This window comes from Drouetiella sp. (genome assembly GCF_059504425.1).
In genome coordinates this window covers 1-22,250 of the sequence record NZ_JCACIN010000068.1, presented here as the reverse complement: position 1 = coordinate 22,250, position 22,250 = coordinate 1, and the positions used below count along the sequence as shown (strand labels likewise).

The window sequence follows — 22,250 nt, the reverse complement described above, 5'->3', positions numbered from 1 at the left end:
TGTTTCCTCAGAAGCAGTGCTAATTTGAATCTAGGCACACAAAAGCAACCCCAACATTCCTCGGTTTAAGCCTAGTGCCTCCTGCTTAATTCCGAGCACAGCATTCGATCGTGGCAAAGATACTACCAGATCGAAATGATCACCCTGTAAGCAGATATTGCGTCTGGCTTGGCTTCTAGCCTTTATCTCCCAAGATGCCAAAACGCAAATCGCCAAAGCTACAACCTCCTAAAGAGGTAAGGATTATCTCCCCAAGCGATAGGGATGCTGTGGTTTATCGTCCACCCTACTCTTAAATTTGAGTGCAATCAACAAAACCTTAGGGTCTGGTCACAGTGATCAGACCCGCTGAGTTTTAAAGGCTTATTGCTTGAAATGCTTAGTTTTTCAAGAGAAAGCTTAACGAGAGCTATAGCGTTCTTCTGCCCAAGGCTCGCCGCGTTTGTGATAGCCATTACGCTCCCAAAAACCGAGATCCGGCTGCTCCAGAAATTCCAAACCGTTCAGCCATTTGGCACCCTTCCAAGCATAAAGGTGAGGAACAATTAAGCGCATAGGGCCACCGTGATCGGCAGGGAGGGGTTCGCCAAACAGCGTGTGGGCAAAGAAATTTTCCTCGCGTAGGAAATCTTCCATAGCAATATTTGTGGTGTAGCCGCCGTAGGCATGTTCCATAATGTGGACGGCTTTGGGGTCAACCTCTATGTGCTTCATGAAGTCGGTTACAGTCACACCTGTCCACTCCACGTCTAGCTTTGACCAAGTGGTGACACAGTGAAAGTCTGCCGTGAAGCTCTTTTGAGGCATCGCCATCAAGTCTGCCCATGTAAATGTTTTGGGCTGTGCGAGTCCCCAAACTTTCAGCTCCCAATTTTCAGGTGCAACGGTTGGAGTATCACCATAGGTTAGGACAGGAAAACCCTTGGCAAGATGCTGCCCTGGCGGAACGCGATTCTGAAGCTCAGGATCTGGCTTATGGAAGAATTTGCCCAGCATAGGTTGATCTCAGTGAGTGTGGAAGATCAGTGAGTGTGGAAGACAAACGAAGCCGACAGTCTTTGACTCTAATAATACCGAGAAATAATCTTGAGACGCCGCTGAGAGAAGCAACGCTTGGGACAGCATTCTAAATTTTCAGCAAATTTCGACCCTTCAAAAATTTCCATAAGTTTGGGCACGGAAAACTGTTTTCTCCGTACCTAAACTCTACTACAAAATAAATTGAGCGCTGACCTACGTCTAGCAAACCTTACTCTTCTTCTTCTGTATCAGGTTGGGGATATACGAACCCAGTGGAGCGATTGGTAAGGACAGATTTACCTAGGGAAAGCGCCTTTTGGGCTGCAACAGCTGCTTTATGCTTCCAGGTTGCTTTCCGCTTGTCCCGCTTAGAGCTGGAGGTTTTCTTCTTAGGAGTAGCCATGACTGAAGGTACCGAAATTTTTCACAGTCTTACTATAGTAGCTGCTGAGCCAAAAAAATGTGAAGGGTTCGCGTCGATCGCCCATTTCGCACCGGGTTAAATATAATAGGTCGTCAGGTTGATGAATGTTCTGACGGTGTTTTAATTAGGCTGACTGAAAATGACAAACCATTGGGCGATCGCCATCGGCATTAATCGGTATCGCAACTTCCAGCCGCTGAACTATGCCGAGCGCGATGCCCAGCTCTTTCGAGATTTTTTGGTTAGAGAGGCAGGGTTCTCTCCCAAGCGCTGTTTGCTGCTGACCGACACTTCTCCAGCAATTGAGCAAACGGCAACTTACCCCAGCCGCGACATCATTCAAGCCTACGTTAAGCAGCTTTGTCACACGAGGCTTCAGCCTGGAGACTTTCTCTGGTGCTTTTTTAGCGGCTATGGCGTTCGGCTTGGGGGGAAAGATTATTTAATACCTGCGGATGGTAGCCCTGATGCGATCGCCTACACAGCTATCCCGATCGAGTTTCTGTTCAATACCTTTGCTTCTGCACCCACTCAAAATGTTTTGTTAACCCTCGATGTAAACCGCAGCCAGAGTGTCTTAACAGGAGAAGGGGTGGGCGATCAGACAATTCTTCTAGCCCAAGAGCAAAACATGGCGGCAATTTTGTCGGCGCACCCCGATCAGTTTTCCCATGAGACTCTGGCTTTAAGGCAGGGCTTATTTACCGCCGCCTTGATTGAAGGAATGCGCTATCGCGGCTGTCTATCGCTAGAACAGCTCGTCCAGTATTTGAGCGATCGCCTACCTGAACTGAGCGAACACCACTGGCGACCTCGACAAGATCCCTTGGCAACAGTTCCTGCCGAGAAAAAGCATCAGTTGATTGTGCCTGAATCAGCTGCCGCTACCGGACTGGTGGAAGGGCGGCTCTTGGGGGCGGCAGTAGGTGGAACCCCTCCAGTCTATCGAGGCTTCGAAAACCAGGCTTCCAGCACCTCTTCAGATGCAGCCTTGCTAGAGCGATCGCTCGTAGCTCCCTTCCCAGGAGACTCTAGTGTGCTTGTCCCAGAGACGATTCTGATGCCGCAACTCAATCTGCAAATCGAGCCGCTGGCTCAGGCTGCAACTGCCCAGGCTACGACTGATGAGGTGATTGTGCCTCAAAATTCACCTCACGCGATGCCTAATCAGGCACCCAATCAGGCAGTGGATGCCCAATTTTGGCGGCGGCTAGTGGTTTGGGGTGGGGCGATCGCCGCTGTTCTTCTCCTATCCGTCGTAGCACGCAACTGGAAAACTCTGACAGCCTCTCCGCTAACAAAATCAGAGGCACCCCAACAGGCCATTAACCCAGGCTCGTCGGATTTAGGCTCACCTGCGGCAAGCCTTGCGATCGATCCAGCATCGCCATTGGGGTCGGTGCAAATTGCCATTCAGTCTGGACAATATGAAGACGCAAGGCGGCAGCTTCAGGCAATTCCAAAAGAGCAGCAAAACGCCGACTACTTAAGCTTGCTGCAACAGGCAAATCGAGGAATCCTGAGCGAAGCTCGGACGATCCTCAGCCGATCGAGAGAAGCTTCAGCCGAAAACCAAGCCTCTGATTTTGCTGATGCGATCGCCAAAGCTCGGCAGATCAAGCTGGGTCAACCGCTGTTTGAAGAAGCCCACATTGATATCGATCGCTGGAGTCTGATTATTTTGGACATGGCTCAGGGGCGAGCCGATCGAAAAAATGGTAGCTCTACACCCACGGCTGCCAGCAACTATGGTGCCGCTATTGCCTCAGCGCAGCTTGTTCCTAACGACAACCCCCAAATTTATGCCCAGGCTCAACAGGCGATCGCCCAATGGAGCCAGTTGACCTTAGGTTTGGCTGAAGATCGTGCCCAAGAGGGAGATTATGATTTGGCGATCCAAGCAGCCCAGCTTATTCCTCAAAATACGCCCAGCTACGCTGCCGCTCAAGAGGCGATCGCGAAGTGGAATTCACAGCTCTGATTCATGGAGCGCTGAAGATTGGCATCAGGAAATTTCTCATGCTCCACTAAGCGTTCTGCTCGTGGGTCTTCTCAGATGTTTGAAGTCTTGAGCAAGGGCACAGAGGACTGAGAGGGCTGTAACGTGAGTGGTTTCCTAAATTATCACCTCTGATCTTCACATCTAGAGTACGTGTTTGCTCTGCTAGAAAGTTAAACCCTCTTGCTCCCTCTGTTCTGACTATGCTACAGTTAGTGACTGTTCCGGACGCATAGCTCAGTTGGTTAGAGCACCACGTTGACATCGTGGGGGTCACTGGTTCGAGTCCAGTTGTGTCCATAAGTTGTTGTACAGTGACTAATTAAATGTCATCGGTGACAGATTAGTGTCGTCGGTGACTCTTTAATGTCATCTGGACAAATTAGTGTCATTAAATTGCTAGTGACAAATTAGTGTCATCTAGAGTGTCAACGTGGTGCTCTCTTTCAACCCGCTTTTTAATTAAATCAAACTTCCTCGATCTGAGAAGCTAAGGGCTTCCAACTTTCTCGATTAGAATAGGCGCTCGCGACCAGTTGTCGCCTTCGCCATCTCGGTTTGCAGGCTGCTTTCAACCTGCTCCAATTCGGACGGGCGATTGCGACCACCCCTTCAAGAGTTAGAAATTGGCTGTCAGATACCTTTCAACCTGCCCCAATTCGGACAGGCGATTGTAACGCTTGTGCCTATTCGGGATTCTAAGCTTCTCCTGTCCTTTCAACCTGCCCCAATTCGGACAGGCGATTGCGACGCGATCGCGATCGCTTTCGACTAGAGCCGAATTGCAACCTTTCAACCTGCCCCAATTCGGACAGGCGATTGCGACACGGCTATCGCTCAAATTTGGAATCATTGGGATGCTTTCAACCTGCCCCAATTCGGACAGGCGATTGCGACGGTTCGCAACATTGCTAAAGAGGTCGCCGCCTATCTTTCAACCTGCCCCAATTCGGACAGGCGATTGCGACTTCAAGGGATTGAAGATATCGGAGACATCGCTAAAGCTTTCAACCTGCCCCAATTCGGACAGGCGATTGCGACTTATCAACATCCCCAGTACCATACGCGGGAGGATCCTTTCAACCTGCCCCAATTCGGACAGGCGATTGCGACGAACTCCGTACGATTAGATAGAGGCAAACCTTGTGCTTTCAACCTGCCCCAATTCGGACAGGCGATTGCGACAAGCGATCGTGTTTGGAGTTGTAACAGCCATATAGCTTTCAACCTGCCCCAATTCGGACAGGCGATTGCGACAGCGCCCCTCTGAAACAACCTTTTATCAGTAGTATCAGGAGCTATTTGCGCGGTTCACGTTACCTGTCCCTCTCGAAACCATTTCTTTCGGGAAACTCATTGTTAGTTGAACGGTCAAAACCAATCACCATACGAGTTTCCCAAGTTGCGCGGAACACACAAAATTATTTGCGGTTTCCCAATGGTTGAAATGAAGAATGGAAGCGGGTTCCCCCTTGATCGGGGGTGGTTCGGTAGCCACTACAGCGGTACATCCGCGCCCTTATTGCTGGGAGCGCACCTATCCTGTCTCAAGAGACAGCAGCATCGGGGTGAGCAGCTACCAGGGTCAGAAAGCACGACTGTCTTCCAACAGTCAAACTAACCCATTACAGTTCAGAGGCTGTAAACAACATGAACGGCTGCGCTATTACATATTCAGGTTTTCAAGGTGCAAATGTTTTGAAGCAATCCCATTTACTTTTTACGGGATTGATAGGCTGCGATCGCCACTCCTTTTGCTCTTTCTTCTAAGCTTCCTTGCAGGGGTTGCCGTCCTTCCTCAAGCGCAATTCCATCTTTAGCCGCTTGGGCACGAATACTTTCAATTAGTCGGCTGTAACTCCAGCGATGAACATTGATTCGATACTGCTTGGCATACTTTTGCTGTGCTTCAATGGAACCTGGAATTTTTTGCTCTGCCTTGGCTTGAATTTCGCTTTGAACAATTTCCCGCATATCGCCTAACTTGGGGACGACGATACTGCTAGCTCTGTGGGTTCTAGCCAGTTCTACCGTTGCTTTCGCCAAAAGTCGATCGACATATTGCCCTAATTCGGACTCACCCAGTGAACGAGGAGCATCTCGTTTTTGAGCTTTGTGACGCTGGTGGGCTGTTCGCTGCTGTTCGCGACGCCGTTTCAGGAGGAGGGCATAATTTCTGCCGAGCAGTTGCCGGACAGTTCGGTGGGTTAGAACTTGATTAGTGTTGATATCTAGAACAACAACTGTGGCAGGCTGTTCTAATCCCAAACAAATGCCAACCAGGATATGAGGCAGAGGTTGATAGAGAGATTGACTGGGGCGATCGAAAGGGCTATTGATCCGAGTCAAGCTGGAATCTAATCGTTTGATATAGTCTTGTTGAGTCTGTGACAGACCTTCCTTTTCCTTCATGCGAGTGAGGGTTTGGGCAATTTCTATTGCCTTTTCGTTACGAACCTGTTCTGTGCCTTCAGCCGTCCATAAGCGAGTATCGACGGTGCAATAGAGGATTAAACGATTTGCTTTCCAAGGTTCACCCTTCTCCTTGCCTTCCTGCCAAGCGAGGCGACCAGAGCGCAAGGCAAACAAAGCGCTGGAATGCTGATTTTTGCCCTCTCGTTTAGTTTGCTGGTCTTCTAGAAAGCGCTTGAACCAGGGAAGCTGTCGTTGATCGCAGGCAATCTGGAAGGTATGCTCACCTAACCCGTTGAGGCGAACAGAGATACGCCCCTTCTGATTGTTTGACCACACCAAGTCTTCATTCGTTTCAAAGGAGACAGGGAAAGGCAAAGAGGTAGATTGGGTCAAAAGTTTGTCTTGCCAGCGTTTGGCTTCTGCATTATCTACAGGAACCGTTGAGGTGGCGATCGCCAAAGTATTGAGCCAACTTTGACCTGTTAGATCGCGTCCTTTAGGCAGTCGCCCTTCAATTTGGTCTTGGAGCCGTTGAATTTGAATCTCGACCTTGCGCCGACGCTTGGCAAACTTGTCGGGATCTTCTTCGCGATCGCTAACTTTACAGCTATTTTTAAGCAGATAGCAAATGGCACATTGGCTGAGAATGTCTTGGGTGTTGCGGTGAGCTTCAAACAACAAGCTGGACACTGTTCGACCAGGAGCAGAATCTTTGGGCTGCTTGGATTTCCTAGTTTTCTGAGAAGGTTCAGTCCCTCCCTGCTGAGATTTGTTTGTAGCAACCGCGAGAATTTCAGCAGCTTTAGCTCGAATGGTTGCTAAATTACATCCGCTTAGTTCAACTAGCTCTGGATCACTTTTGAGCATTTCTGACCAGCGAATTTTTCGCTGTAATGTATCGCTTAAGCGTTTTTGCAGCGCTAGCCAGGATTTGAAGGTGTAATCTACGACATGAGTGGCTGATGTGTAAAACCGGGCAGGTTGACCTATGAAACGCGGATCAGTTTTGAGGGGCTGACAGAGTTGGCTAACCACACTGGAGGGAATTTTGCCTTTAAGCTTCCAGGTTTCAAAGTCAGAGTGTTTGGTGACTTGCCCGATGAGTTCGTTGATCAGAGGAGTATTTTTCTCTGCCATCAACGCCCAGAGATAAGACCGAGTGGCTTCGTTAGCTGTTAACTGGCACTGGATGGTACTTTGACTCATAAACTTCTCTTGCAGTTGAGTCGATGGAACAAGAGTACTATAAACACATAATGTTTTCAAGAGGGTAGATGTGTTTTTTGACAGGTTTTTGTACGATGGACTTTATGGAAGAGAAGTTCTTTACAAGTACAGAAGCTGCCGAAATTACTGGATGCTCTCGGCGGCAATTGCAGTATTGGCGGGAGAGAGGGGTTGTAGTACCTACAGTTAACGCGACTGGCAAGGGGCGAAACGTTTACTATGCTGTCTCCGATCTGCTGGCGCTGACGGTGATGGAATATTTGCTGTCGATCGGGCTAAATTTTGAACTCTGTTGCAAAGCGCTGGAGACGTTGAGAGCTAGCGAACCTTGGTTGTTTGAAGCATCGGTGAAACCGAAAGAGGTAAAACAGTTGATGTTTCTATCAGTCTGTTCGAATCAGCAACAGTTGGAGCTAACAGCGTTTGATCAGAAAGCGGCGTTTACAGCCCTTTGTCAGGAGCAAGCCGTGGTTCCTTTTAGAAGCGATAAGGTGCGATCGCGATTGATTGAGAACTTAAAGAAATTTAGGCGATCGCTCTCTGCCTAGCGAAGGGGTGAGCCAAAGGCTGCACACAAGGAGTGCGTGACTGCTACATAGAACTGCTAGAGTTGAGTGCCGATGCCTTCGTTCAGCAAGGAGGTTGATTTTCTGAGCTAAGGCAGCTTCTTTCAGTACACTTTGGTTGTTTACTTGTAACGCGATCGCATGACTGCAACCCAGAAGAAAACCCGGAATGGCAAATCTAAAGCGGATGCTAATGGCGGCACCGAAAAATCGATGGAGTCGTGGATCTGGGATGCGGCTTGCTCGATTCGTGGGGCGCAGGAAGCCGCGAAATATAAGGACTTCATTCTGCCGTTGATTTTCGTCAAGCGCCTCTGTGACGTGTTTGACGATGAGCTGAACCGGATCGCCAAGAAGGTGAAGACCCGTGAAAAGGCGTTCCGCATGGTCAAGGCGGATAAGAAGCTGGTGCGCTTCTATTTGCCACTCCAGCCGGAAGATCCAGAGCAGCCTGTATGGTCGGTGATTCGTCAGCTTACAGACAAAATTGGGGAGACGCTGACCACCTATCTGAAAGATATTGCCAAGGAAAACACCCTGCTAAAGGGGATTATCGATCGCGTCGATTTCAATGCCACCACCCACGGGCAGCGGGATCTGGATGACGATCGCCTCAGCAACCTGATTGAAAAAATCAGCGAGAAGCGGCTGGGGTTGGAGGATGTGGAGGCGGATATTATTGGTCGCAGCTATGAGTATCTGATTCGCAAGTTTGCCGAAAATAGCGGACAGAAGGCGGGGGAGTTTTATACGCCGCTGGAGGTGGGGCTGGTGATGGCGAAGATTATGCAGCCAGAGCCGGGGATGGAAATTTTTGACCCGTGCTGTGGGTCGGCGGGGCTGCTGATTAAGTGTCAGCTAGAGCTGGAGGGGCGGATGCAGTTGGCGGGCAAGGAGCAGTATGCGCCACTGTTGCTCTATGGGCAGGAGTACACGCCCAATACCTGGGCGATGGCGAATATGAACATGATCATCCACGACCTGCAAGGAGAGATCGAGATTGGCGATTCGTTCCGCAAGCCCAAGTTTCGGCAGGTAGGTGGGGTGCGACAGTTTGATCGGGTGGTGGCAAATCCGATGTGGAATCAGGATTGGTTTACGGAGACGGATTATGATGCGGATGAGCTGAATCGGTTTCCCAAAGAGGCGGGTTTTCCGGGCAAGTCTTCGGCAGATTGGGGCTGGGTGCAGCATATTGCCGCGAGTTTGAATGGGACGGGACGGGCGGCAGTGGTGTTGGATACGGGCGCAGCGTCACGAGGCTCTGGGAATGCAGGCACCAGTAAGGAAAAAGATGTGCGGAAGTATTTTGTGGAGCAGGATTGGATCGAAGGGGTGATTTACCTACCGGAAAACCTGTTCTATAACACCAGTGCGCCGGGAATTTTGTTGTTTTTGAATCGGGACAAGCCGCAGGCTCAGAAGGATAAGCTGTTGCTGATCAATGCCAGTTTGGTGTTTGAGAAGGGCGACCCGAAGAACTTTATCCCGGATGTGGGGATTGAGCGGATTGCCAGGACGTTTGTGGAGTGGCGGGAGGAGGAGAAGTTTTGTCAGATTGTGGACAGGGCGGAGATTCGGAAGAATGACTATAATATTTCGCCGAGTCGATATATCCATACGAGAGAAGAAGAAGATTTTCGACCACTTTCGGAAATTATTTCTGAACTAGAACTAATTGAACAAGAATCCGCCAAGGTAGATAAACAGCTTATGGCTATCCTTAAAAAGGTAGTGCTATGAATCGAAATGAATGGCACTCTTGCCAAATTAATGAATTGGCGGCGGTCAAGGGAGGAAAGCGCTTAGAGAAAGGAGAGAAATTCTCTGATAAGCCAACTCCTTTTCCATACATTCGTGTATCAGACTTCAAGAATTTTTCAGTTGACACATCAAATCTTAAATACTTAACACCAGAGATTCAAAGTCCGATCAGTAGATACATCATAAATAAAGAAGACGTTTACATTTCGATCGCTGGAACTATTGGATTAGTAGGCGCAATTCCCGCATGTTTAGATGGAGCAAATCTGACAGAGAATGCTGCGAGAATAGTTCTGAATTACTCAGAAGAAGTAGACAGAGAATTTCTTGTGTACTACCTCGCCAGTCCTGAAGTTCAAAGAAATATTACTGCCAGAAAGTCAAAGAATGCACAACCAAAACTGGCACTGGCGCAAATAAAAGCCCTAGAGATTTTGCTTCCCCCTTTAAACGAGCAGAAGAAAATTGCTTATGTGCTTTCGACGGTGCAAAGGGCGATCGCCCAACAAGAGCAACTCATCCAGACCACCACAGAGCTGAAAAAAGCCCTGATGCACAAGCTTTTCACCGAAGGACTGCACGGAGAGAAACAGAAAGAGACGGCGATCGGGCTGGTTCCTGAAAGTTGGGATGTTGTTGAACTTAGTTCTTGTTGTGAATTATCTACTGGTACTACTCCATCGACAAAAAACGCCGATTATTATGTTGGCAATAATCCATTTATAAAAACAAATCAAATCGTTAATTCCAAAATTTCTCAAGCAGAAATTCTCGTGAGTGATGAAGCCGTCGATAAGTACAATCTAAAAATATTTCCTCCAGGTACGGTTTTAGTTGCCATGTATGGACAAGGTAAAACTAGAGGGCAGGTAGCCCTTCTAGATATAGCAGCTTCAATTACGCAGAATGCTGGTGCTATTACTCCTCGTAATTCCATAATTCCTGAATTTCTCTACTACTATTTGCTTAGTCAGTATTCGCGTTTACGAAGTTCTGGAATGGAAGGGCATATATCTCACTTGAACTTAGGATTTTTAGGAAGCTTCAAAATTCCGCTACCGTCTTCAATTGATGAACAAAAGGAAATTATTCGGATAATTGCAAGCCTTATCAAAAAGATTGAAGTTCACGCGAGCAAGCGAGATGTATTACAAGATCTCTTTCAAACCCTTCTCCACCAACTCATGACTGCTCAAATCCGCGTTCACGACATCGACCTCCCTGGCTTCGATGACCTAGAAAATATCACCCCACAAGGTTCTATCCAGGGATCAAGCTGACAGATATAATCCATACTCAGAACCCTAGCCAACCGCCATGAGTCCGCTGCCCAAGTTCAGCCTCAATCTCAACGAGGAATTTCCTCGCCTGAAAGCCGCCCCCAGCATTGAGGCGGTGATTCACTGGCAGGCTCATGCTGGCAAAAAGCTAGAATCTGAAGCCCTCAAAGCAGAACTGACCCAGCGTTTACCAGACTATCCCATCCTTCAGCCTCAGCAAGATGTCCAGATTGGTGCTGTAGGCGCACCTGATGGTTCTTCTGAAGTCTTTCAGCGGATACAGTGGAGCGGTTTTCGCCTCCAGGATGAGCAGAATCGCCATGTGGCACAGTTCACCCTTAATGGAGTTGCCTTCAGTCGGTTGGAACCCTACGAAGAATGGATAAGCTTCCAAACCGAAGCCTTCCGGTTTTGGCATATTTTCCTGGAATTAGCAGAGCCAACCGTCATTCAGCGCTTAGGCGTGCGCTACATCAACCGCATTCCTCTGGATAATGGCGAACAGCCATCCCTTTATCTAAACACCGTCCCTCCCGCCCCATCAGGGCTAGAACTTCCTACAGAGTCCTTTTTCCATCAGGATACCTATCGGGTTCCCGGCTACCCCTATCACATCAATTGGGTCAGAACCATTCAGCCTGAAGGGACAGACCCAGCTAATGGACGGGCGCTAATTGTTGATATCGACGTTTTTACGACTGAACTGCTTCAATTAGATCAGGACACCCTGATTCAACAATTGAAGGAAATGCGCTGGCTCAAAAATAAGGTCTTCTTTAGCTGCATCACTGACACTGCCCTAGCACGATTTGGAGCCACACCATGACCACAACCATCATGTCTAGAGGCAATAGTTCCACTGCGGCGTACATCGACAAAATCAGTCAAAACAATCAGCAGTACTTCGCGCAGACCGCAGCCTTCAGCAAGCAACCCGCTATTGACGAGCTGGCAGCGACTTGGGCAGAATGTGAAACCTCTAATTGGGATGGTTATGATGCGTTCCCAGTGAAAGAATCAACTCTGAACTACGCCTACGCTGTGATTCAGGCTCTGCCTTTGGGGTTTCCTTTACCTTCTGTAGGGGCAGAACCAGATGGTCACTTGACTCTAGACTGGTATCGCGATCCCCACTGGACAATCTCAGTCAGCGTCAGCCCCGAAGGTGTCCTTTATTACGCGGCTCTTTTGGGAAACAGCGACCCGCGTGGCTCAGAGCCATTTCTAGGGGAAATTCCCAAAAGGCTTCTCAGCTTAATTCAGGAAGTTGCTCTATCCAAGAATTAGAAGTTCATGCTCGATCCAGAGAATATTCCCCCTGTTGAGGAGACCGAGTTACTCGCCCGCTACGTGATGCAGAATGGTCATTTTCGGAGCGATCGCACCATAAAGCCCAACCTGTTCATCCCCCATCCTTACCAAGAGCTGTCCGTCACCCGCCATCGCGACGCAACAGAAGCAGAAATTTGGCAGGCAGGGGTCAACGTAGCAACGCAACAACAGAGAATCCTTCACGGACGATCGGATATTCCGGCTAAGAATTGCCTGGTAGACTCCCTGCGAGTGACAGCCCAACCCTTTCCTGATAACCCCAATCACGCCGATATTGAAGGGTGGCCGACTGCGAAAGAAGACCAGAAAGCGATCGCCCTCAAACTGGCTGCATCTGCTACTAAACTCATCCCTCCACCTTCAACGCCTTTCTAATTTGGAGAGTAAAACGGGGAAAGCTAGCTTATCTGGAGAGTGCAACGCTTCTAATCTGGAGCGTCAGACAGCTTATCCAAAAAGTAGTACATCGCAACCGTAGCCGAGGAAATGATAGTGGAAGCTCGTAATCGCAATATCCGAGATTGGTACGGTAAGGTTCAGCGAGGTGAAGTCAAGCTGCCCCGTTTCCAGCGGTTTGAAGCCTGGGATCAGCAGCGGATTGCCAGCCTCATCCAGACGGTCATCCAAAACTTACCTCTGGGCATTACCCTCATCCTCGAAGTGGGTGAATCAGAAAAATTTATCTCTCGCTATCTTAAAACTGCCCCAGAAACACACAATAAGGTTTATGAGCATTTGCTAGACGGACAGCAACGCCTTACAGCCCTCTGGCGCGTACTCCACAATAACTATGAATGGACAGCCTATTTCATTTATATCCAGGCGTTTGATAGCTACGCTAAGGATAAATCCCGCGACAATCTGAGCGTTTATTGGAAGGGACGCTACATCAAGCAAAGTACTGGCGAACGATTTCCCCTCTGGTGCGATAAACCTGATCAATGCTTGCAGCGGGGTCTTATTCCCACTCACCTTTTGCGCCCTGAAGACATTCAAAGCGACATCGATGACTGGTTGAATAAAGCCTTACCTAAGCCATCACCCGACTCCGCGATGGATGAACTCCAACGATATTTTGAGTTGCGGCAACAGGTTAGTGACCAGATCAAAGACCTGCGGGCCAGTGTTGCCAACTACAATCTGCCCTATCTTGCCCTCCCAGCCCATACCGACAAGTCCGTTGCTCTGAGCGTATTCATCAACATGAATACCAACAGCAAGCCTCTGTCTACCTACGACATCATCGTTGCCGAAGTCGAAAGTGTCATGGGTCAATCGCTCCATGACCTAGAAACCAAACTCCATCAACGCCATCCCCACATTGCCCGCTACGCGCCCCTCTCTGACCTAATTCTCACCACCTCTGCCTTACTTCAGGACGATTTACCTAACCAGAAGGGTGCCTGGAATATGGACAAGAAGCGCATGGTGGAGCACTGGGATACCCTAGAGCGCGGTCTCAACCACATGGCAGAGTTCCTCAACAACGAGGGCATTTATGACGCCCAGCGCCTCCCTACCAATGCCGTGCTGGCTGTAATTGCCTCCCTCTATGCCAATATCCCTGATGCAGGCGATAAACGCGGTCGCGATGAACTGCTGCTAAAAAAATATCTCTGGCGCGCCTTTTTTACCGATCGCTACGAAAACTCAGCAGCCACCCATGCCTTTGCGGATTTCAACGCCCTCAAAAAAATTATTACCAATCAAATTAAGGCAGACGGTACTCCTTCCAGCACTGATGATGTCCCCATCTTTGCCAACCATAACCTGGTCGAAGTTGAGGAAATTCTCACTGCTGAATGGCCCAAGCGTGCCACCATTCGGGGTCGAGGTGTTCTCGCTGTGCTCTGTCGCCTGGGAGCTTTGGATTTCGCTACGGGAGAGCGGCTAGATGCTAAAACAATAGAAACCCGTCATTATCACCATGTCTATCCCGATGCGCTGCTTAAAGAAGCGGGGATTCCCAGCTTCTTGGCTCTAAACTGTGCGCTGATCAAAGACAACACTAATCTCACCATTGGGCGCAAAGACCCTCTGAAATATCTCAAAGATCGCTATACCTGGACTTCTGAGGCGATCGTACAGGAACGCCTTCAAGCTCACCTCATCCCTATCCCAGAACTGGCAAATGGCGGCTATGAAAATCTTTCCGATGAAGAAAAGACTACTAAGCTCAAGCAGGATTTTGACGCCTTCCTACGCAAACGGGCTGACCTAGTCATGGCAGCAGTGAACAAGTTAATAGACGGTCGGCAATTGAGTCCATCGGAACTGTACAGCGAGGTATAACATGCCTAAACCCGGAGAACACAAGACCGTTCAAGCTCGCCTCCTCAAGTACGCTGAGGAGATTGGCTGGACGTTTGTTCCCCGCGCCGAAGCCCAACAACGGCGGGGCTTCTCGACCAAAGGTTCTCCCCAAGAAGCTTGCAAAGCAGCTTCTCTGTTTTTTGATGACGTGCTCTATCAGCAAGTCAAAACCTTTAACCCCAACTATACCGAAACGGCTGGAGTCCTAATTGCTCAACTCAGCAGCTTCAAAGCCGACATCTATGGCAACCGCAACTTCCTCTCGTATCTCCGCAACGAAGGCAAATTTTTCTATGTGGAAGAGAATCGAGAGCTAGATCTGAACCTGATTGACTACGGCGACCTCACCGCATCCCCAGACCAGCGGCGCAACCGCTATGAAGTCACCGAAGAGTTCTATTTCCATAACGGGCATTACGGCAATCGAGCCGATGTCGTCTTTCTGATCAACGGCATCCCCATTCTGGTAATCGAATGCAAAAACGCCAATAAAGAGGAAGCAATCGCGATTGGCATTGACCAGCTCCGCCGCTACCACAACGAAACCCCTGAGCTACTTGTCCCCTATCAGCTCTTCACCGCCACCGAGGCGATCGGCTTTGCCTACGGCGTCACCTGGAACATGGTACGGCGCAACATTTTTAATTGGAAAAGCGAACAGATCGGCAACCTGGAAGCCAAAGTCAAAACCTTCTGCGATATTCCCAACCTGTTAGGGCTGCTGAAAAACTACATCGTTTTTGCCGAAAAAGACGAAGACCTTAACAAATACATTCTCAAACAGCACCAAACTACGGCAATCGAAAAAGTACTGGATAGAGCACTCGATCCTCAAAAGACTCGTGGACTCGTTTGGCATACCCAGGGCAGCGGTAAAACCTACACCATGATCAAGTCCGCTGAAATGTTGTTCAAGGCTAACGCAGGCGATAAACCCACGATCTTGCTGATGATCGATCGCAACGAACTCGAAGATCAGATGCTGAAGAACCTGGCAGCCCTGGGGTTAGAAAATGTAGAGCACGCTAATACGATCAAAGCGCTGGAGAAGCTGCTAGAAAACGACTATCGCGGCATCATCGTCTCCACCGTCCAAAAATTCCGAGGCATGAAGCCCGACATCAATCCTCGCTCTAGCATCTACGTTCTGATCGACGAAGCCCACCGCAGCACGGGCGGCGACTTGGGCAACTTCTTAATGGCTGCCGTCAAAAATGCGACCTTCATCGGCTTCACGGGCACCCCGATCGACAGAACCGCCCACGGTAAAGGCACCTTCAAAACCTTCAATATGGACGCAGAGGGTGCCGCCATTGACGAGCCAGGGTATTTGCACAAATACTCCATGCGCGACAGCATTGAAGACCAAACTACGCTGCCCCTCTACTACAATCTTGCCCCCAACCAGCTTCTGGTTCCTGCCGAAGTCCTAGAGCAAGAATTCCTCTCCCTAGCTGAAACTGAAGGCATTTCCGACATCGACGAACTCAACAAAATCCTCGATCGAGCCGTCAACCTCAAGAACTTCCTCAAAGCCGAAAAGCGCATTGAAAAAGTAGCTAAGGCTGTCGTTGAACACTACACCCAAAATGTTGAACCTCTGGGTTATAAAGCCTTTCTTGTCGCAGTCGATCGCGAAGCCTGCACCTACTACAAAGACGCCCTCGACCAGCTCCTACCCCCTGAATATTCCGAGATTGTCTACACGGGCAACCACAACGATAACGAACGCCTCAAACGCTTTCATTTAGACCCCAGACGCGAAAAGCAAATCCGCAAAAGCTTTACTAAACCTGGCGAATTCCCCAAAATTCTGATCGTGACCGAGAAGCTCTTGACAGGTTTCGATGCCCCGATCCTCTATGCTATGTACCTTGACAAGCCCTTGCGCGATCACACCCTGCTCCAGGCGATTATGCGCGTCAATCGCCCCTACGAAAACGAAGCACAGGAAATGGTCAAACCCCACGGCTTTGTACTTGACTACGTGGGCATTTTCAAACGACTGTCGAAAGCTCTTGCCTTTGACAGCAAAGAAATTGAGGCTGTTCTCAAAGATATCAAACTACTGAAAGCCCTCTTCAAGATCAAGATGGAGGAAAAAGCTCCTCCCTATATCCAGTTACTTGAACACAATTTTGACGATCGCGATCTCAATATCCTATTTGAGCACTTCCGCGACCCAGACCGTCGCAAAGCGTTCTTCAAAGAATACAAAGAGATCGAGATGCTCTACGAAATCATCTCCCCCGATGCCTTTCTGCGTCCCTACTTGGACGACTACGCTACCCTTTCATCGATCTATGATGTCGTCCGCCAAGCTTACACCAAGCGCATCAACCTCGATCGCGAATTCCAACGCAAAACTAACGCCCTCGTCCAGGCTCATATCGATAGCACTGATATTCCAAACGTCACAGATTTTATTGAAATCAATGCCCAAACGATCGAAACCATTAGCCAGCAAGACAAAGGCGCAGCTACAAAAGTCATTAACCTGATCAAAAGCATTGAAAAGAAAGCCGACGAAGAGAGCGACGATCCTACCCTGATCTTGCTGTCTGCGCGAGCCAAAGCGATTCAGGAAATCTATGAAGAGCGACAAACCACAACTCAAGCAGCCTTGACTGATCTCTGCCAAGCGATCGAAGAGCACGAACGCCATAAGAAGGAACAAGCTGAGAAAGGGTTTAACGCTCTGACCTACTTTGTCTACCGCACGCTACTTGATGAAAATGTCCCTAACACCGATGAAGTCAGCAAGCAAATCGGGCAGGCATTTATTGACTTCCCAAATTGGCAACGCAGCGAAAAAGATCTCCGTCAAGTTCGCCAGGAAGCCACCTTTGCGATTTTTGCTGAAGAAGACAACGAAGACAAAGTCGCTGATATAGTAGAAAAACTCTTCACCTTACTGGCGAAACTCAACTAGAGCATCTATGACCGTTGCCTCAAAAGGTAAAACCAACTTCAAGCGGCGCGTCCAGGAATGGGCCGAAAAGCTGGATATTCGCGTTGCTTCGATCTCAATTCGTCCCATGAAAAATAAGTGGGCGTCCTGTTCCACCAATGGCCGCCTTAATTTTGACAACGCCTTACTAGACCTCCAGCCCGACCTCCAGGATTACGTCATTGTCCACGAACTTCTCCACTTCCGCGCACCGAATCACGGCAAAGTCTGGAAAGCCCTTATGATGGCTTACCTGGGCGACTACGAACAGCATGAAGCTGCCTTGTCTAAGATCGCCAGCCAGTCGCAATCTTGAATGTATTGACTCTCAGATGGCCACCAATTGCGAAGAGCAAGAACTCGTTTAGGGGCATCAGAATTATGCGCGGCAAAGCGGCGATCGACTGCCGTGAACAGCATTTCTTCAAGAGATAGCAGCAGACTATCACCCTAGCTGAACTTCACATTTACTCAGTCGGAATACTCGGCTAACTTTGTCTGCAAAACTTCCCAGATTTCAATCTGCCGTTCTAGCTCCTGACGACGATCGCCTTCCGCATTTCTCCCTTCATAAACTCCCTGCCCTGCTAACTCGTTTCTAGCAAGGGCAATTTGCTGGTTGAGAACTTTTGGATATCTCATGCCTATCCTCCTCGGTGAACGCCATAGGAGATACCGAAAGCAACCGACGCCCAATTTTATCTACCAGTTCACTCTTAGAGTGAAGCCCTAGCTCTTCAGCCAACTTTTCTAATCCTTGCGCCCCAGTGGGAGTAACTGTCAGATTGAGGCTTTTCTTGAGTTCGTCGTGATAGACGGGTTCTCCCTTCGTCCGCTTTTTCCCCTTCGGCATAGCTGTCCTGAGTTTATGCGCGTCTTCTCGGAATTATCCTATCATCATTACTTTTTCCTCAGTTAACGCGCATGTTCTATAATCTTGAATATTCAGTATACGCGCATTAACTAAATGCCTATGTTATGGGCTTTACGAAAATGTTCGTTGGCTGAATAAATTAAATGCCAGACCCACAGCTTTGGACGGCACTGGGTCTGGCACTCACTCCCATCACATAGGAGCTACTTCAATCGTATGCCAAAGGATCTAATTTCAGATGCGCCAGCGGGCAACTCTAATGAGCTGTGTAGCCTACCTAAATCTTCGCCCACAGAGCTATATCAAAAAGGCTACCAGCAAGCCTTACATGATTTTGCGGTCACTCAACTACTACATCACCTGAAAGATCGCGACGATTCCAATGGGGCATGGGTTGCCTTGGAAGAGCAGGAAGCAGAAACTCTCGCTGCTATCCTCATCCAAGCCTTAACTGCCCATCTCGACGCTCAACTCTTCGTCCGCTATGTAGAAGCGATGCGTCACAGTAAATTTGATGCATCCAACCGTCTCTCTAGCTTGGCATTATCTCAGCCAGCGTTGGACTTACCCTCTAAGTTTCCTGACGTAGAAATGCCTCGTTTTCTGTATGGCGATCGCCTGCGCTGGATTTCCAATGGTCAAGCAACCGATTGGGGAATTGCGATCGGCAGATTCTACAGCTTTGCGCCTCACTGCTGCCGTTGGGCGTGGTGTTACCTGATCTGGCTTGATCCAGATTCTCCTAGCTCAGCTTGGGTCACTGCTGACACTGCTTGGGAAAGCGACCTTGAACTGCTAGAAACGGAGGATGCTCTATGAACCCTCGTCCTCTAACTCAACGAGAACAAGACCTGATCGAACTTTACAGCTATTGCCAGCTTGGGATGACACCCCAGCAGTTCTATGCCAAATGGCAAGTGAATCAGGAGGCGATCGCTGCCATCTGTTCTCGATCGGTCTCCACTGTGCATTGCTGGTTTCGACGAGGCAGCAGCTATCGTCGTCCAGCCACAGCAGATTTGCGGCATTTGGCTCTAATGGATTTTTTGCTGGAACATTTTGAGCAAATTCCTGAACCGCTCAGGGATGTCTTGTGTTTTTCTGACCTGGAAGATAAACGCATTTAGATTCTTAAAAAAGTCAATAGCGCCGCGCTATTTTTTCGCAAGCCACCTACTCGCTAAGGTGGCTTTCATTGTTTGCGTTTGAATCTATCCACACATCCACAGGAGAGAACTATGACCTATCACGATCGCTTACATCCCTGGTGCATTATCCGGCTCCTACCTAAGATGCAACGCTTGGTTGTCTGCCGTTTCCGGCGTCGCAATGATGCTGAAGCGCATCTGCGAACTCTCCGTCAACTTGAGCCAATGATCGAGTGTGAAATCATTTTTGATGTGGCTATTGAACCTCTGGAATCAGCTAGTGAAAGAAAGCCACTTCAATAGTCTGATTAAATTACTTAGAACATTTGCCCTTACTCAAGAGAATTTGGGGTAAAGTCAGGTCAATCTGTCCTGGTAGATTGCAGCCTTCATGACTGATGAACCCCAACATGTCACAAAGATCCTTATCCTAGCGGCAAATCCCAAGGGAACTGCACCGCTACGAATAGATGAGGAAGTGCGTGAAATTGAAGAAGGGCTGCGGCGATCACGTCATCGCGATAGGTTTGTGGTGAAGTACAAATCTGCGGCTCGTCCGAGAGATGTGCAGCGGGCGATGCTAGATGAAAAGCCCCAAGTGGTTCATTTCTGTGGACATGGACAAGGCGAAAAGGGACTGGTACTGGAGGATGAAAGCGGCAAGCCGAAACTTGTCAGCACGGCAGCGTTAGCCAGTTTGTTTGAACTATTTGCTGGACAGGTTGACTGTGTATTGCTAAATGCCTGTTACTCGGAAGTTCAGGCGCAGGCGATTGCCCAACACATTAATTCAGTGATTGGCATGAACCAATCCATTGGTGACAGAGCCGCAATTGAGTTTGCGGTCAGTTTTTATGATGCGCTGGGGGCTGGAGAGAAGGTTGGATTTGCCTTCCGTTTGGGCTGTAATGTGATGCAGTTGCAGGGAATTGCGGAGGATCAAACTCCGATTTTGATTGAAGGCATTAGCAAGGAGCGATCGCGGATTTTCATCAGCTATAAGCGTGGGGTTGAGCCAGATGAACAGGTTGCTTTAGAGATTTTTCGATCGTTGAGCCAAGACCATGACGTGTTCATTGACCAAACGATGCCAGTAGGAACTCGATGGGCAGAGCGAATTGAGACAGAGATTTGCCAGTCGGATTTTTTGATTACGTTGCTGTCGGCAAAGTCAGTGCATAGCGAGATGGTGCGGGCAGAAATTGAGATGGCACATCAGCGCTCTAAATCGCAGGAAAAGCCGATGATTTTGCCAATCCGGATAGGCTATCGCGACCCGTTTGCCTATCCGCTGAGTGAGTATTTGAATGGGATCAACTGGGCGTTTTGGGATAGTCCGGCGGATACCGATCGCCTAGTCGAGGAGTTGCGGCAGGCGATCGCGGGTCAACCACTGTCGATCGGCACTGATGCATCGAAGCGGGAGCTAACGGATGCTGTTGATCTGGTGGAGCAGGGATTCCCGTTTCCTGCGGCTCAGATGGAATCGCCAGAAGGGACAATGGATGCGGAATCGCAGTTTTATGTGGTGCGATCGGGTGATAGTACAGCGCTGACGGCGATTCTGCGTAAGGGGGTGACCATCACGATTAAAGCACCTCGGCAGATGGGCAAGAGTTCTCTGCTAATCAGGATTATCGATGCGGCGATGCGATCTGAGAAACAGGTGGTGTTTCTAGATTTTCAGCTTTTGGATCAGCCGACGTTAGCGGATGCGGATACGTTTTTCCGGCAGTTCTGTCATGAAGTGACGAATCAGTTGGAGTTGGAGAATCGGGTGGAGGAGTATTGGCAGCGGCAGGTCAGCAATGTGCAACGCTGTACGGACTATCTCCAGTACGTGCTGAAACAGTTGCAAACACCACTGCTACTGGCGATGGATGAAGTCGATCGCATGTTTGATACGACATTTGGCTCTGACTTTTTCAGTATGCTGCGGAGCTGGCATAACAAGCGGGCACTGCCGATGGCGAAGGTTTGGAAGAATTTGGATCTGGCCTTGGTGACGGCGACGGAGCCGTATCATCTGATTGCAAATTTGAACCAGTCGCCGTTCAATGTAGGGGAAGTAATTACGCTGGCGGATTTTACGCTGGAGCAGATTGCGGAGTTGAATCGGAAGCATGGCGATTGCTTCACCGATAGCCAAGCACAGCAGCTCATGGACTGGTTGAGTGGGCATCCGTATCTGGTGCGGAAGGCATTGTATTTGGTGGCGAGTGCACAGTTGACCGTGACGGAGTTGTTTGCACGGGCGATCGACGATCGCGGTCCCTTTGGCGATCATCTTCGCTATCATTTGTTTCGGATTAACGATCGCCAGGATCTGATTGCTGGGTTGAGGCAGGTGATTGGGCAGCAGACCTGTGTCGATCAGCGCGTTTTGCGGTTGCTGAGTGCGGCGGGTTTGGTGTACCGAGATAGCCAAGTGGTGTTGCCGCGCTGTCGGCTCTATGCAGAGTATTTTCGGGAGCGGTTGCATGGTTGATGCTTTTGAGGCTAATCCTTCTGGGGCTAATCCTTCTGTCTACACGGTGGGGGGCACGGTTCAGGCAAACGAGCGCGGGCTGTATATTCCGCGAGAGGCGGATGGCGAACTGCTGCGACTCTGTCGGGAATCGACGTTTGCCTATGTGCTGACGCCTCGGCAAATGGGCAAGTCGAGTCTGATGATTCGGACGGCGGAGCAGTTGATTGAAGATGGCAGTCGGGTGGTGATTATTGACCTGACGCAGGTGGGGACGCAGGTGAGTGCGGCAGAGTGGTATCGGGGGGTGCTGGCGCTAGTCGCCGAGCAGCTAGAGTTAACTTCGGGTATTGCAGAGTGGTGGGAAGCGCAGAGTCATCTGGGAGTAACGCAACGGCTGACGCAGTTTTTTCAGCAGGTATAGCGCTACGCACATACGTTAGGACACTCTTTAAAGGCAGCATCAACGCA

General features: G+C 49.4%; 19 protein-coding genes, 1 tRNA gene and 1 CRISPR repeat array. Of the genes, 16 read left to right on the top strand and 4 right to left on the bottom strand.

All coding sequences use genetic code 11. The features are described 5' to 3' along the window. Positions 1-399: 399 nt before the first annotated feature. Together AC5JMP_RS16105 and AC5JMP_RS16100 are read right to left on the bottom strand one after the other, a co-directional pair. Entirely contained in the window at positions 400-996 is a 597-nt protein-coding gene (locus tag AC5JMP_RS16105; protein WP_495852501.1) for a sulfite oxidase-like oxidoreductase, read from the bottom strand. Positions 997-1,249: 253 nt separating this feature from the next. Beyond that, positions 1,250-1,423, bottom strand: coding sequence for a 50S ribosomal protein L32 (locus AC5JMP_RS16100; protein ID WP_495852500.1), 174 nt, complete (start codon positions 1,421-1,423; stop codon positions 1,250-1,252). Between the two features lie 160 nt (positions 1,424-1,583). Between AC5JMP_RS16100 and AC5JMP_RS16095 the strand changes: the two genes are divergently transcribed. Together AC5JMP_RS16095 and AC5JMP_RS16090 are read left to right on the top strand one after the other, a co-directional pair. Next, a complete protein-coding gene (locus tag AC5JMP_RS16095; RefSeq protein ID WP_495852499.1) occupies positions 1,584-3,425 on the top strand; it encodes a caspase family protein in 1,842 nt (613 codons plus the stop codon). A gap of 244 nt (positions 3,426-3,669) precedes the next feature. Beyond that, positions 3,670-3,743: transfer RNA gene (locus AC5JMP_RS16090), tRNA-Val, on the top strand. A gap of 268 nt (positions 3,744-4,011) precedes the next feature. Further along, positions 4,012-4,700: direct repeats of the CRISPR family, unit length 37 nt; unit sequence CTTTCAACCTGCCCCAATTCGGACAGGCGATTGCGAC. A gap of 456 nt (positions 4,701-5,156) precedes the next feature. Here AC5JMP_RS16090 and cas12k read toward each other — a convergent pair. Beyond that, a complete protein-coding gene (cas12k, locus tag AC5JMP_RS16085; protein WP_495852498.1) occupies positions 5,157-7,064 on the bottom strand; it encodes a type V CRISPR-associated protein Cas12k in 1,908 nt (635 codons plus the stop codon). A 104-nt stretch (positions 7,065-7,168) separates the two neighbouring features. On the opposite strand from cas12k, the gene AC5JMP_RS16080 reads away from it, so the two are divergent. From AC5JMP_RS16080 to AC5JMP_RS16040, 9 genes are all read left to right on the top strand, one after another. Further along, complete coding sequence (locus AC5JMP_RS16080; RefSeq protein WP_495852497.1) at positions 7,169-7,633, top strand: MerR family transcriptional regulator; 465 nt, start codon at positions 7,169-7,171, stop codon at positions 7,631-7,633. Positions 7,634-7,792: 159 nt separating this feature from the next. Further along, the gene (locus AC5JMP_RS16075) at positions 7,793-9,394 is read left to right on the top strand and encodes a type I restriction-modification system subunit M (RefSeq protein WP_495852496.1); all 1,602 of its coding nucleotides are present in this window, start codon (positions 7,793-7,795) and stop codon (positions 9,392-9,394) included. Continuing rightward, positions 9,391-10,695: a restriction endonuclease subunit S gene (locus tag AC5JMP_RS16070; RefSeq protein ID WP_495852495.1), complete on the top strand. Its 1,305-nt coding sequence runs from the start codon at positions 9,391-9,393 to the stop codon at positions 10,693-10,695. The genes AC5JMP_RS16075 and AC5JMP_RS16070 overlap by 4 nt, the downstream gene beginning before the upstream one ends. 37 nt (positions 10,696-10,732) lie before the next feature. Then, positions 10,733-11,521 carry a TIGR04255 family protein gene (locus AC5JMP_RS16065; RefSeq protein WP_495852494.1) on the top strand — a complete coding sequence of 263 codons (789 nt, stop codon included), beginning with the start codon at positions 10,733-10,735 and terminating at the stop codon, positions 11,519-11,521. Further along, a complete protein-coding gene (locus tag AC5JMP_RS16060) occupies positions 11,518-11,982 on the top strand; it encodes a hypothetical protein (RefSeq protein ID WP_495852493.1) in 465 nt (154 codons plus the stop codon). Before AC5JMP_RS16065 ends, AC5JMP_RS16060 begins: the two co-directional genes overlap by 4 nt. Positions 11,983-11,988: 6 nt before the next feature. After that, positions 11,989-12,402: a hypothetical protein gene (locus AC5JMP_RS16055; protein ID WP_495852492.1), complete on the top strand. Its 414-nt coding sequence runs from the start codon at positions 11,989-11,991 to the stop codon at positions 12,400-12,402. Positions 12,403-12,519: 117 nt separating this feature from the next. Then, positions 12,520-14,319, top strand: coding sequence for a GmrSD restriction endonuclease domain-containing protein (locus AC5JMP_RS16050; protein WP_495852491.1), 1,800 nt, complete (start codon positions 12,520-12,522; stop codon positions 14,317-14,319). Between the two features lies 1 nt (position 14,320). Continuing rightward, entirely contained in the window at positions 14,321-17,272 is a 2,952-nt protein-coding gene (locus AC5JMP_RS16045; protein ID WP_495852490.1) for a type I restriction endonuclease subunit R, read from the top strand. A gap of 7 nt (positions 17,273-17,279) precedes the next feature. Beyond that, positions 17,280-17,606 carry a M48 metallopeptidase family protein gene (locus AC5JMP_RS16040; protein WP_495852489.1) on the top strand — a complete coding sequence of 109 codons (327 nt, stop codon included), beginning with the start codon at positions 17,280-17,282 and terminating at the stop codon, positions 17,604-17,606. 155 nt (positions 17,607-17,761) lie between these two features. Here the strand turns inward: AC5JMP_RS16040 and AC5JMP_RS16035 are convergent, their stop codons facing one another. Then, entirely contained in the window at positions 17,762-17,932 is a 171-nt protein-coding gene (locus tag AC5JMP_RS16035) for a hypothetical protein (protein WP_495852488.1), read from the bottom strand. Between the two features lie 448 nt (positions 17,933-18,380). Here AC5JMP_RS16035 and AC5JMP_RS16030 point away from each other — a divergent pair, with 448 nt between their 5' ends. The 5 genes from AC5JMP_RS16030 to AC5JMP_RS16010 all read left to right on the top strand — a co-directional run bounded on the left by AC5JMP_RS16030 (position 18,381) and on the right by AC5JMP_RS16010 (position 22,203). Beyond that, the gene (locus AC5JMP_RS16030; protein WP_495852487.1) at positions 18,381-18,983 is read left to right on the top strand and encodes a hypothetical protein; all 603 of its coding nucleotides are present in this window, start codon (positions 18,381-18,383) and stop codon (positions 18,981-18,983) included. Beyond that, positions 18,980-19,291 (top strand): helix-turn-helix domain-containing protein, encoded by a 312-nt coding sequence (locus AC5JMP_RS16025; RefSeq protein WP_495852486.1) that lies wholly within the window; start codon positions 18,980-18,982, stop codon positions 19,289-19,291. Before AC5JMP_RS16030 ends, AC5JMP_RS16025 begins: the two co-directional genes overlap by 4 nt. Before the next feature lie 111 nt (positions 19,292-19,402). Beyond that, a complete protein-coding gene (locus tag AC5JMP_RS16020) occupies positions 19,403-19,615 on the top strand; it encodes a hypothetical protein (RefSeq protein WP_495852485.1) in 213 nt (70 codons plus the stop codon). Between the two features lie 88 nt (positions 19,616-19,703). Next, positions 19,704-21,800, top strand: a complete 2,097-nt coding sequence (locus AC5JMP_RS16015) for an AAA-like domain-containing protein (RefSeq protein WP_495852484.1) — start codon at positions 19,704-19,706, stop codon at positions 21,798-21,800. Then, positions 21,793-22,203, top strand: a complete 411-nt coding sequence (locus tag AC5JMP_RS16010; protein ID WP_495852483.1) for an AAA-like domain-containing protein — start codon at positions 21,793-21,795, stop codon at positions 22,201-22,203. Before AC5JMP_RS16015 ends, AC5JMP_RS16010 begins: the two co-directional genes overlap by 8 nt. The last annotated feature ends 47 nt before the right edge of the window (positions 22,204-22,250 follow it).